Below are 11,624 nucleotides of genomic sequence, written 5' to 3' on the forward strand. Positions count from 1 at the left end.
TTCTTTATGTTATTTTATATTTAACAATTCAAGTTCAAAAACCAGATAAGCATTCGGGGGAATGACTCCGCCTGCACCTGCTTCACCGTAAGCAAGATGAGGAGGAATAATGATAATTCGTTTTTCACCCAAAGTCATTTTTGCCGATTGGGAATCAAAGCCCGGAATAACACGGCCAAGTCCCACAGGAAATTCTAAAGGCTTATGCATATCGGAATCATCAAAGACCTTTCCGTTTTCCAAAAGGGAACCCTTATATTTCATAGTTAGGGTTTGCCCTTGTTTAGGAGTCTCTCCCTTACCTTGTTTTATAACAAAAGAATATACACCATCATCATCAAGTTTTGCAGGAGAATATTTCGTTTTAATCAAATCTTCCATTTTTTTTGCAATGGCTTCTGCTCTGCGTTTTTCGCTTTCCTTAGTTTCGGCAAGGTATTTATAAAAGGCCTCTTGGTCGGTTTTAAAAGCCTTTGCTTCATTTCCTGTTCTTATAATTTTAACGGTTTTAATTTTGTTGCCTTGTTGAATTGAATCTACAACATTTTGACCTTCAACAACTCGTCCGAAAACCGTGTGCTTACCGTCAAGCCATGGAGTTTCAACATGGGTAATAAAAAACTGTGAACCGTTAGTTCCGGGACCTGAATTAGCCATTGACAAAACACCGGGGCCGTCATGCTTTAAAGCATCAACAATCTCATCAGGAAATCTATAACCGGGGCCGCCTGAACCTGTACCGGTAGGATCTCCGCCCTGAATCATAAAGTCGGCTATTACCCTGTGAAAGGTGAGTCCATCATAAAATGGTTTCCCCTTGGCGGAATCAAGGGTTCCTTCAGCCAATCCTACAAAATTACATACCGTTAAAGGGGTATCCTTGTAGAAAAGTTTTAATACAATCAAACCTTTATCGGTATCGATAGCAGCATAGAGCCCATCTTCTTTTAAAGCTTCTATATTCTTTAAATTGTTCATATTTTTATCTCCTTTTTCCGAACCGGAATTTGTTATTATAATAGCCGCAGCAGTTCCTGCAACTAAAATCATAAACGCAATTGCAATAATCATGATCCATAATTTTTTCATTTTATCTTTCCTTAATTATCAGAATTCTTCTTTTTTTTGGCACTATAGTCGATGCCTTGTTCGGCACATTTATATTCATCCATAAACCAATTATAAACAGCCGTCAACCGTGAAGAAAAAGCACTTTTTACTCTGCCGCCTATAAAAGGTATTGTAGGAAATTTTGCAGTACTTAAACAATGGATTAAAATATAATCATCAAGATCATATACAGCCAAAGATAAAATCATCGCTTCAGGCTGAAGAGCTATAAGACTCATATCCGGATGCGTAATCTTCTGTGTATTTACACATATCATACCAATATCATTGCCTTCTTTTAAATATCTGTATTTATAAATAAAATCTCCGAAGGTTGCATCGATGTGCCGGGCAAGAATTTCCAAGCCGTCAAAGCCCTCATTTAAAGGATCATCTATGGGCTCATAAACAACACTGCCCGAAGTTTTTACTTCTTTTACTGCATGGGAAGTCAAATAAAGAGTCCTCATTTCCTGATAGCTGTTTGAAAAGTATTCAATACCTTCAAGACCGGAAATATGACGCAATATTTTAGAAACATCAGGATTATTCGGCCCCTCTTTTTTATACAAAGATATAAACTCACCTAAAAAAGCAGGCTTTTTTTTCGCCAACAATGGAAACATTTTTTCCGAAAGAGCCGAAACCGGCCGCATTTCGGGGTTCATGTTTGAAGCTCCATATTTTAATTTAATTATTTCTTTTTTTTGAACAAGCTCCGCAGCTATCTTTGGATCAAGAATATCCGAGAGTCTCTGCTCAATATTGCGTGTATCTACGCCTTTATCTGAAAAAATAGGGAACAGACAGACTGCAAAAAATATGAATAGCGTTTTAATTTTTTTCATAAAAATCTCCTAAAATTCATGGTTTCCCTCTGCGGGGATTGAGTCCGCCTGCTATACTTATATACCTTTATAGAACACACGAACCTGCTTATATAAACCATCTCCCTCGCTTTTGGTTTCAATATCGTTTACGGCATTTAAGGTTGTGTGTATAATTCTGCGCTCATAGGGATTAAGAGGCTCTAAAAGCTGAGATTTCTTTGTCATGCGGACCTTATCGGCTACATCGTAAGCCATTCGGATAAGCAGCTCCTCTCTTCTCATTCTATAGCTTTCACAATCTACCGACACCCTGGCGTAGGCATGACCTATGGTACCGGCGTATACATTTGCCAAAAGCTGTATGGAGTCAAGATTTTTCCCCTTCTTACCTATAAGCATGGCAGCATCTTTAGAGTTAATTCTATAAGAAAAATGTTTTTTATCGCAAGCGATTAATGAAACGGAACAGTCATAACCTATTTTTTCAACGAGGGTCTGAATAAAGAGCCTTGTCTTTTCCGCTCCTTCCGAAATATCTTCAGAGGTTCTTAAATCCTTATCTTCTTTAAGGGTTTGCTCTTCTTCAGACTGTTCGGAATTATTTCTCATGTTAGTCCTTAAAGACTCATCAACATGCACCCTTATCTTTGCATGACCTTTTTTAAACAAAGAATTTTTTTGAATTTCTAAAATTTCAACATCAAACTGATCTTTTTCAAGACCGAGCTTGGCTACCGCAATATCGATAGCCTCCCGCTCCGTCTTTCCTTCAAATTCATATATCATATCTATTCTCCTAGTACTAAAATAATTATCCTTTATTTCTTCATGGACTTATTGATTATAAGCTGCTGTAAAAGCATCAAAATATTGGAAAAGGTCCAGAACAATAAGAGCCCCGAAGGAGCATTATAAAAAAGAAAGAAGAAGAACAAAGGCATAAAATAAATCATTATCTTCATAGAAGGATTTTGCTGAGATTGCCCCGGAGTTTGCGTCAGCTTACCATGCAAAAGCTGAGAAGCGGTATAAATGATGGGAAGCAATCTTAAATCCGTCCAATTTAAAAACGGAATAGTAAAACCGAATTTCAAAATACTGTCACCCACCGACAGGTCAGGAATCCAGCCGGGAATAAAACTAGCCCCTCTAAATTCGAAATAATTATTGAATAATCCGAACATCGCAAACAAGAACGGAAGCTGAATAAGAAGAGGCAGACAGCCCGATGCAGGATTATAACCTGCTTCTTTATAGAACTTGACCATCTCTGCGTTGAGCTTTTGAGGATTATTTTTATACTTTTGCTGCAGCTCATTAATCTGGGGCTGAAGCTCCTGCATACGCTTTGTGGCTTCCGAGCTTTTTTTGGTAAGCGGGAAAAAGATGATGCGCATTAAAAGAGTAAGTAATAGAAGGGCTACACCCCAGTTAGGAATAATTTTGTAAAAAATTTCCATAACGAATTTTAAAACTCTTTCCAAGGGAGCTAAAAAACCGCTTGATGCAGCAAGGCTGTCTATTCTTAAATTTTCGTAACCGTAATTATTGGCTGCTGCAGAATTATAAGAGTTTAATATCTTTTCGGAACTCGGTCCTATGTAGACCCTGTATTGGTCATAGGCTGCATTTCCCACAATCGGCTGCCGTGAAATAAAAAATTGGGAATTGTGAAGTTTTGCTCCTTCTTCCTTTGCCCCTGAAAAAAATATTTTTTGGATTGGATCTTTGGGTATAATGATAAAGGAAAAGTACTTGCCTGAAACGCTTACCCATGAAGCTAAATCATTTACAGCCTTTGTTTTTCCGTCTGTAATACTGCGGTCTTCCTTTTTCTTTTCATTTGCAAAATAAGAAAGTGCTCTGTATTCGTATTTATCGTTTACCTTATCCCATTCAGGGCCGATCTGAGGAGCACTTCGTAAAGTATAAGCACTATCCCCGAAAGAAAGACCCCTCATTCCCTCTTTTCCGTCAATAGTAACCTCAAGGGTGAACATATAATCACCGGGGATAAAGGTATAGCGTTTTGCAAGAGTAAAAACGGTTTCCGAACCGTCCGTATTTTTTAGCTTTATGTCCCGGTAAAAGCCTATCTGCTTTCGCCCGTCGGAAAGACTTTCTTCTTTTACATTAAAAAGTAAATCTACAGCCTGAGCATCAGAGCCGCCGAAAGCCAAAGAAAGGGCTCTGTTCCTTTCGGTAACATTTTCTATCATTTCAACACGCTCATCACTTCCTGCTGAAGCATGTTCCTTTAATTTATAAGAAATAATATCTCCGCCCTTGTTTGTAAAAACAGCACGAATAATATCGGTCTCAATAACGTAGGTTTGTTCTCTTGAAGGATAGTCCGAATCTGCAACAGCCTCAATCATCAAATTAGAAATTTGATTTGAAGAAGTTTGAACGGCATTTTCAGATGAAGCCGGATTTTGTCCCTGAGCCTGAGCAACAGGTTTTTGTGGAACATTATATTCGGTAGGGAAGTATTTTTGCTGGATATACAGCCACCCTCCGAAAACAAGCATTGACAGCACAACGGCCAAAACAGTATTTTTTTTCAATTATAACTCCTAAATTTTTCTATAGGTTAATCATTTTAAGGAACAGGATCGTATCCTCCCTTACAAAAAGGATTACACCTCAAAATCCTAAGTAAAGCCATACCGGTACCTTTAAATGGGCCGTATTTTTTTATGCTTTCGATAGCATATTGCGAGCAAGTAGGTTCATACCTGCAGCTAGGCGGGAAATGAGGAGAAATAGCCTTTTGATAAAAGATTATACAAGCACACAAAAAACTTACTAAAAGTTTTCTCATAAAGCCTCATCATTATACATTTTCGCTTTTAAAAAGAGGGCGGTAAGTTGTTCTAAACGAAGAGAATAAGAATCCTTTTCTGAAAAAACCAGCAGGATAATGTCGTTTCCCGTTTTTAACCTATGTTTTATATGTCTATAGGCTTCTTTTGATATTCTCCGAGACCTGTTCCGCATAACTGCGGAACCGAAACCTCGTCGAAAAGTACATAAGAATCGATTGTACTCCAATCCATTAGGCAGGAGAAACAAACTAACTCCGTTTAAGCTCAGTTTAAGACCTTTTTGAAATACGGCCTTAATACATGACCTATCCCTTAACCGTTCTTCTCCGGAAAATGTAAAATTACTCACTCAAGAGAAACTTAGAACGGTTTTTTTTCGTCGGAAGCTGAAAGCTTGCGTCTGCCCTTTGCTCTGCGGCGGCTTAAAACAGCCCTTCCGCCCTTTGTTTTCATAAGTGCACGGAATCCGAAGCGTCGAACCCGCTTTGTTTTACTTGGTTGATATGTCCGTTTCATAAACTAGACTCCTTATATTATAGAGCGGGAAACCCCGCTCAAAGATTTCAATACAATCCTGTTAAGGACAATACACATTAAAGATTGTGGATTATATCAATAAAAGGGATAAAAGTCAAGAGTGCTGAATATTCTAATATTTTAAAATATCGTAGTATTGACTTTTTCGGGGGGGGGGGTATAATGGAAGAAAGTTCTCATATTTTGCAATAAGGCTGTTTTTAAACGGATTTATATAAAAAATGAAAGCTCATAAAATTATAATCCTGCAGAATGCAGAACAAGGAGTTTTTTATGAAACAGAAGAATTTTGTTTCAATGGCCGCACTTTTAATCTTAGCTTTAAGTGCCGTATTTTTAGTTACAGCTTGTCCTACGGGAACAGGCCCATCAGGCAATAACAATTCGGGAGGAACGCTAACCCCGCCTGTTGTCAATGCGGAAGAAACCGAGTTGACAGCTCTTTTAGGAAAAATAAGCTTAGACAAAGCTATTATTACCGCAGCCCTCGAAACTATTACAATTTCCAATTTACCCTCAGCAGCAGGGGTAACGGCTGAAATATCTTCAAATAACATCGAACTTATCGAATATGAAGCACCTAATCAGTTGAAGGTCAAAGCATTACCTCCGGAAACCGCAAATGTAAAAATTACTATTACCCTAACAAAAAATAGTACTTCAAAATCAAGGGATTTTACGGTAAAAGTATTTAAAAGCGGAGGAACCCCATCAGAAGAAGACTATTTGGCAGCCTTAACTATTCCCGAAAAAGCAAGCGATGATTTTGATCTGCCTAAAAGATTACAAAACGGTACACAAATTACTTGGTCATCTGAAAATGAAAATATCATAAAAATTGACGACTCAGGGACAAATCCAAAGGCCCTAATTGTGTTTGATATTGTAGAGCGTAAGGTAAAGCTGACAGCAACCGCAAACGGAAGAACAAAAGACTTTGAAGTTACAGTTTTACCTGTTGTAAAGATTGAAATTAACCACGGTCCGAATACTAAACAAGTTTATGAGTTTACACAAAACAGTATAACTATAAAAAGATTTCGGGAGGATAAGCTTTCAGGAGGTATCCTGTACTCATATACATTAGATGGTGAAACCAAAAAAATTACCGTAAGACTGACATCTGTTCTTTCACCGGAAGACAATAAATGGATTACCATTGAAGAATACGCTAGTCTTATGACAGACATGAAGATTACTGCTCTAAAAAATCAGTTGGAAAGCATTGATGCTCTTTTAAGTAAACCCACTATAAGTATCACAGAACTAAAAGAAGCTTTTAAAAACTTTACTCATGAAGATATGTCAGGATACGATGATAAAGAATTTTTTAAAAATGTTCTAAAAAAACCGCCCTACTTATTTACTGAAACCTATGAAGAATTTGTAACTCTTTCCGCTGAAGAACAAACAGAGAAAATAAAAGCCATACTTATAGGATTAAAAAAAGAAATGGCTGGGAGTGTAGGTTTACCTGAAAATACATCAACAGAAGATATATTGGCTGAATATAAAAAACGATTTCAGAAATTTGTAGCTCAACAGATAAAAAACCTCAAAGAACCTCACACCTATACTTACTCTATAGTAAAAAACTCGGAAGGAAACTTGCGCTTTGAAACAAGCGAAGTTTACAATCCTTCAAAACCTTGGTATGAAAATAAAGGTAGATGGGAGTATCATCCAGAATCCTCGTCTTCTGAACCCTCTTGGATTTCAAATATATATGTAAGGAACGCCCCTAATGGAACAATCGAAGGAGGTTTATCAATGCAAGAAAATCAAGGAGGACACTATAATCACAAAAGCTACAGCGGAACAATCACCGGAAACGGTCCAAACTATACCTTCAACGGCAGCCGAGAAGATAATCCCGGAGAACAAATCACTGCAACTATTACCGATAACAAAAATGGTACTATAAGAGTAAAAGTTACCGAAGGAGGAACAGCAGAGTCAACATTAACTTTTAGAGGGAATCCCTTATCCTTATAATATTGTATAGTTAAATATTATCTATAAATTAAAGCCTGCTTTTAAGTTTTTTCTTAAAAGCAGGCTTTTTAACATCTAGCACATAAAATAAAAATATGGTAAACTTAAAAACAGATTTTTTGGCAGGAATACATACTGCAAAAAAAAGGAGATAGTATGACTAAAAGAAAAATTTTGGTTACCGGTTCACTCGGACAGATCGGAAGTGAATTGGTTATGTTTTTAAGAAAAGAGTACGGAAACGACAATGTTATAGCTTCCGATATCGAAAAAAAAGATGTACCCAAGGTTATCGGAAGCGGCCCCTTTGAAAAACTAGATGTCCTTGACGGCAAAAAAACTCTTGAGGTTTGCAAAAAATATAAGGTCAACACGATAATCCACCTTGCAGCCCTTCTTTCAGCCGTTGCCGAAAAAAACCCTCAATTAGCCTATCAGATTAACCTTACAGGTTTACATAATATGTTGGAACTTGCACGAGAACAAAAATATTCTCTTTTTGTGCCCAGCTCAATCGCAGCCTTCGGCCCCTCGACTCCTGCCGATAAGACTCCGCAGGACACAATCCAGAGGCCTACCTCAATGTACGGTGTTACAAAGGTTGCCGGAGAACTTTTGTGCGATTACTATCACCAAAAATTCGGCGTAGACACAAGAGGTGTACGCTTCCCCGGCCTTATCTCCTATGAGGCTCTCCCCGGCGGCGGAACAACCGACTATGCAGTTCATATCTACTATGAGGCCTTAAAAAAAGGAGCCTATACTTCCTTTATAAAAAAAGGGACCCTTATGGACATGATGTACATGCCCGATGCCTTAAACGCTATCTTTAAACTTCTTGAGGCAGACCCTGCAAAATTAAAACACAGAAACGCATTTAATATAACGGCTATGAGCTTTGCTCCCGAAACGATAGCTGCAGAAATCAAAAAGCATATACCCAAATTTAAGATGAGCTATGATGTCGATCCCGTACGTCAGGCTATAGCGGATTCTTGGCCTAACTCCCTCGATGATTCTTGTGCCAAAAAAGAATGGGGTTGGAAGCCCAAGTACAACCTTGAAAGCATGACAAAGGATATGCTCGAAAAATTGAGTGAAAAACTCGGAATCGAGCTTCCGAATGCAAAACCTGCCGCAGTAAAGGTAAGCACAGCTAAGGCTCCTGCCGCTAAAAAACCGGCAAAGTCGGCGAAGCCTACTAAGACGACAAAACCGGCGAAACCTGCAGAAAAGGCTCCCAAGGCAGCAGCAAAGAAACCGGCAGCCAAACCTTCCAAGGGAACTGCAAAAAAGAAGTAAACCTTGACTTTTAAAAAAATAGTTTTTTAAAAGAACTTTAGGAGGGCTATGAAAGAAGCGGAATTTTGGAAAAACGAATCTTCTTTTTTAGAAAATGGAGACGATAAAATACGCTGCCTTTTATGCCCTCACAGATGTCTTATAAAAGAGGGGCAAAGCTCCCGATGCCTTAGCCGCAAAAACATAGGCGGAAAACTTTACAGCTTAAACTACGGCAAGGTACTGGGAGCAGCCCTCGACCCAATCGAAAAAAAGCCCCTATACCGATTTTATCCTTCTTCTTATATCTTCTCGGTAGGAACATTCGGCTGCAACTTTGACTGCCTGTTTTGCCAAAACCATTCCCTCGTTCATTCCGTTCCAATAGAAGAAAAAACAGAAAAGAAACCTAACAATTATCGGGATGAGGTCAGCCCTGAGGAACTGATTGAGGCTGTTTTAAAAACGCCCTCTATCGGCATAGCTTTTACTTATAACGAGCCCACGGTTTGGTATGAGTATATAAAGGATGTCCTCCCGCTTGCAAAAGAAAAAGATTTAAAAACAGTGCTTGTAACAAACGGCTTTATCGAAGAAGAACCCTTACATAAAATTCTTCCGATGGTTGACGCGATGAATATCGATCTAAAGTCATTTTCCCCGCAATTTTATACCAAGATCTGTAAGGGAAAAATAGAACCCGTAATAAACACTATAAAAAGAGCTGCCTCACAAATTCATGTTGAAGTTACCTGCTTGGTTATAGAAGGGTATAACAGCGGAGACGATGAAATAGACGCCCTCTCCCAAATGCTTTCAAAAATAAGACCCGACATACCCCTTCATATCTCGGCCTTCTATCCAGCCTACAAGATGAGGGATAAGCCCCCCACAAGGCCTGAAACAATCAAGCACCTATGTAAGACAGCCCAAAGAAATTTAAAATATGTTTATCCGGGGAATATTTAAGATTCTCTAAATTTTTTCTATCCAGCCTCTTTCAGCTCCTATCGAAGTATTGGAACCGTGCCCGGGATAAACGGTAGTGTCATCAGGCAAATTTAAAAGAGATTTTAGTGAAGCCTTCATCTTTTGATCGTCTCCGCCCAAAAGGTCTGTTCTTCCATGGGAGCGGTAAAAAAGGGTATCTCCCGAAAAGAGGACTCTTGCTTCCTCATTCCAAAAGCAAACAGAGCCTTCGGTATGACCGGGAGTATATAAAACCTTAAAACCGTTTACAATATCTCCGTCTTTTACTAAGGCAGTAGGCTCCGGAAAATCGTATTTTAAAGCTTTTATATATCTTTCTGCACGGATTTGACTAAAACATGCAATATGTTTTTCTTTTCCGTTTTTGCCCAGATAGCCCGCATCTGCAGGATGAATCCACAAAGAAGAACCGGGATATTTTAGCATAAGTTCTGGCACGCCGCCCACATGGTCAAAATGTCCGTGGGTAAGCATAATTTCGAGTCTTTCGGCATTTTTGTTTTTTAGGTATTCCATCAATTCCTCATCCGTGCCGCCCGGATCAACGAGGAGAACCGTTTTTTTATCCAAGGGAAGAGCCCAAGTCTTTACAAAAAGCGGGCCGGTATAAATCTCCGTAATTTCCATACCTTTTTTATACGGCAATTTTATAAAAATGTCAATTGCGATGATAAGAAGAAGGAAGGCCTATTTCTTTGCGGTACTTATTTACCGTTCTTACGGCGATATCGATTCCGCGTTCTTTTAAGATTTGCGAAATACGGGCATCGGTTTTTTTTTCGGTATCCGATTCGATGATTTCTTGTATGGCTTTTTCTACAAAGTCTTTTGAAAGGCCGCCGCTTACTTCCGGCGAAAACAGGTCTTTAATTTCAAAGAGACCCCACTCGCATCTTATGTACTTTTGGTTTGAAACTCTCGAAACGGTAGAAGGGCTTAGGCCCACAATTTCTGCAATATCGATTTGTTTTAAGGGCTTTAAATAGCCTGCCTGCATTTTGTCACTCTCCCCTTCAGAGGACGGTTTGCAGGGACGGCCTAAAAAAAAGGCCTCTTGAAAATTTACAAGGGCAGTTAAAACTTTTAATATAGTCTGATTGCGGTAGGCAAGCACATTCATAAAAAGAGCTGCCTTGTTTAAAAACTCCGAAGCCTCCTTTTTTTCTTCTTTTGAACCGGAATTTTTTATTCTTTCATACTCGGGTGAAATCTCCAAGGCAGGAACTTCTTCATCATTTATTATAATCTTAAGCTCATTCCCTTCCCGTTTTATCTCGGCAATCGGCGTAATAAATTTTTCGCCGTCTCCTTTGCTTGCATAGGCAAGCCCCGGCTTAGGGTTTAAGGCACCTATCAATCCTGCAAGTTCTTCCGCCGTTTCCAAATCTATATCGATTTTTTTTTGAGCAAGTTTTTTTATAAAAAGTTTTAAATCGGAAACAAAGACAAGAACTTCGTAGTGTTCTTTTATTATCTTTACGCAAAGAGAATGTATGGTTTTATAAATATCAAGGATTTCATGTGTTTTAGGCGACTCGCAAAGGATTCCGGCTTGCACAATAAGCGATTCTTTAAAACCGGAACAGGCACAGCCTATCGGTTCAAAGCGCCTGACAATGTTAAGAGCTTTTTTTATTTCCGCATGGTTTATTTTTTTTTCGGCAAGCAGATCTGCAAAGAGTTCTTCAAGAGGGACCCAATAAAAACCGTTTTGATCCAAATTTTGAATTATGAGCATTGCCGCATCTAAGACATACTCGTCCGCAATCGATTCTCCTGCTTGTTCAATCAGATGAGCTTGAAGGGTTTTGCGGGAATCATCTTCGATGCTCTCCAAAAAACTTTGATGCTTATCCCCCTCTTCAGCGGAGGCGGCACTCACTCGGGAAGAGGTTTTAAAAACAAGGGCCGGATTCCGCTTTACTTCTTTTATTACCTCTTCCTGAAGTTCTTCGCTCGATAAATTAAGCATGGCAACAGCATTCAGCATTTGCTGGTTCATCACCATTTTTTGAGATAAAATCTGCTGCTGCCTTTGCTTTAATAACATTTA

12 protein-coding genes are annotated in these 11,624 nt (G+C 38.8%); 3 read left to right on the plus strand and 9 right to left on the minus strand.

The features are described from left to right. Nucleotides 1–9 precede the first annotated feature (9 nt). From HGJ18_RS08330 to rpmH, 7 genes are read right to left on the minus strand one after another with little or no spacing between them, the layout of a single operon-like run. A complete protein-coding gene (locus tag HGJ18_RS08330) occupies nucleotides 10–1,089 on the minus strand; it encodes a peptidylprolyl isomerase (RefSeq protein ID WP_253695720.1) in 1,080 nt (359 codons plus the stop codon). Between the two features lie 11 nt (nucleotides 1,090–1,100). Beyond that, nucleotides 1,101–1,958: a DUF6675 family protein gene (locus tag HGJ18_RS08335; protein ID WP_253695722.1), complete on the minus strand. Its 858-nt coding sequence runs from the start codon at nucleotides 1,956–1,958 to the stop codon at nucleotides 1,101–1,103. A gap of 57 nt (nucleotides 1,959–2,015) precedes the next feature. Beyond that, a complete protein-coding gene (jag, locus tag HGJ18_RS08340) occupies nucleotides 2,016–2,726 on the minus strand; it encodes an RNA-binding cell elongation regulator Jag/EloR (protein ID WP_253695724.1) in 711 nt (236 codons plus the stop codon). Between the two features lie 32 nt (nucleotides 2,727–2,758). After that, nucleotides 2,759–4,507: a membrane protein insertase YidC gene (yidC, locus tag HGJ18_RS08345; protein WP_253695725.1), complete on the minus strand. Its 1,749-nt coding sequence runs from the start codon at nucleotides 4,505–4,507 to the stop codon at nucleotides 2,759–2,761. Nucleotides 4,508–4,542: 35 nt separating this feature from the next. Further along, nucleotides 4,543–4,764, minus strand: coding sequence for a membrane protein insertion efficiency factor YidD (gene yidD / locus HGJ18_RS08350; protein WP_044909961.1), 222 nt, complete (start codon nucleotides 4,762–4,764; stop codon nucleotides 4,543–4,545). Beyond that, on the minus strand, nucleotides 4,761–5,117 hold the full coding sequence (rnpA, locus tag HGJ18_RS08355) for a ribonuclease P protein component (RefSeq protein WP_253695727.1): 357 nt from the start codon (nucleotides 5,115–5,117) through the stop codon (nucleotides 4,761–4,763). The genes yidD and rnpA overlap by 4 nt, the downstream gene beginning before the upstream one ends. 11 nt (nucleotides 5,118–5,128) lie before the next feature. Next, nucleotides 5,129–5,284: a 50S ribosomal protein L34 gene (gene rpmH / locus HGJ18_RS08360; protein ID WP_002667651.1), complete on the minus strand. Its 156-nt coding sequence runs from the start codon at nucleotides 5,282–5,284 to the stop codon at nucleotides 5,129–5,131. Nucleotides 5,285–5,578: 294 nt separating this feature from the next. Here rpmH and HGJ18_RS08365 point away from each other — a divergent pair, with 294 nt between their 5' ends. The 3 genes from HGJ18_RS08365 to amrS all read left to right on the plus strand — a co-directional run bounded on the left by HGJ18_RS08365 (nucleotide 5,579) and on the right by amrS (nucleotide 9,550). Next, the gene (locus HGJ18_RS08365) at nucleotides 5,579–7,300 is read left to right on the plus strand and encodes a hypothetical protein (protein WP_253695729.1); all 1,722 of its coding nucleotides are present in this window, start codon (nucleotides 5,579–5,581) and stop codon (nucleotides 7,298–7,300) included. A 156-nt stretch (nucleotides 7,301–7,456) separates the two neighbouring features. Beyond that, nucleotides 7,457–8,602 carry an L-threonine 3-dehydrogenase gene (locus tag HGJ18_RS08370; RefSeq protein WP_253695731.1) on the plus strand — a complete coding sequence of 382 codons (1,146 nt, stop codon included), beginning with the start codon at nucleotides 7,457–7,459 and terminating at the stop codon, nucleotides 8,600–8,602. A gap of 48 nt (nucleotides 8,603–8,650) precedes the next feature. Further along, nucleotides 8,651–9,550 (plus strand): AmmeMemoRadiSam system radical SAM enzyme, encoded by a 900-nt coding sequence (gene amrS / locus HGJ18_RS08375; RefSeq protein WP_253695733.1) that lies wholly within the window; start codon nucleotides 8,651–8,653, stop codon nucleotides 9,548–9,550. Between the two features lie 6 nt (nucleotides 9,551–9,556). Here the strand turns inward: amrS and HGJ18_RS08380 are convergent, their stop codons facing one another. Next, nucleotides 9,557–10,198 carry an MBL fold metallo-hydrolase gene (locus HGJ18_RS08380; protein WP_253695735.1) on the minus strand — a complete coding sequence of 214 codons (642 nt, stop codon included), beginning with the start codon at nucleotides 10,196–10,198 and terminating at the stop codon, nucleotides 9,557–9,559. Nucleotides 10,199–10,229: 31 nt separating this feature from the next. Further along, the gene (gene rpoN / locus HGJ18_RS08385; RefSeq protein WP_253695742.1) at nucleotides 10,230–11,621 is read right to left on the minus strand and encodes an RNA polymerase factor sigma-54; all 1,392 of its coding nucleotides are present in this window, start codon (nucleotides 11,619–11,621) and stop codon (nucleotides 10,230–10,232) included. Between the last annotated feature and the right edge of the window lie 3 nt (nucleotides 11,622–11,624).

Origin of the sequence: Treponema denticola (assembly GCF_024181405.1) — a bacterium.
In the GTDB taxonomy this organism is placed as follows: Bacteria; Spirochaetota; Spirochaetia; order Treponematales; family Treponemataceae; genus Treponema_B; species Treponema_B denticola_D.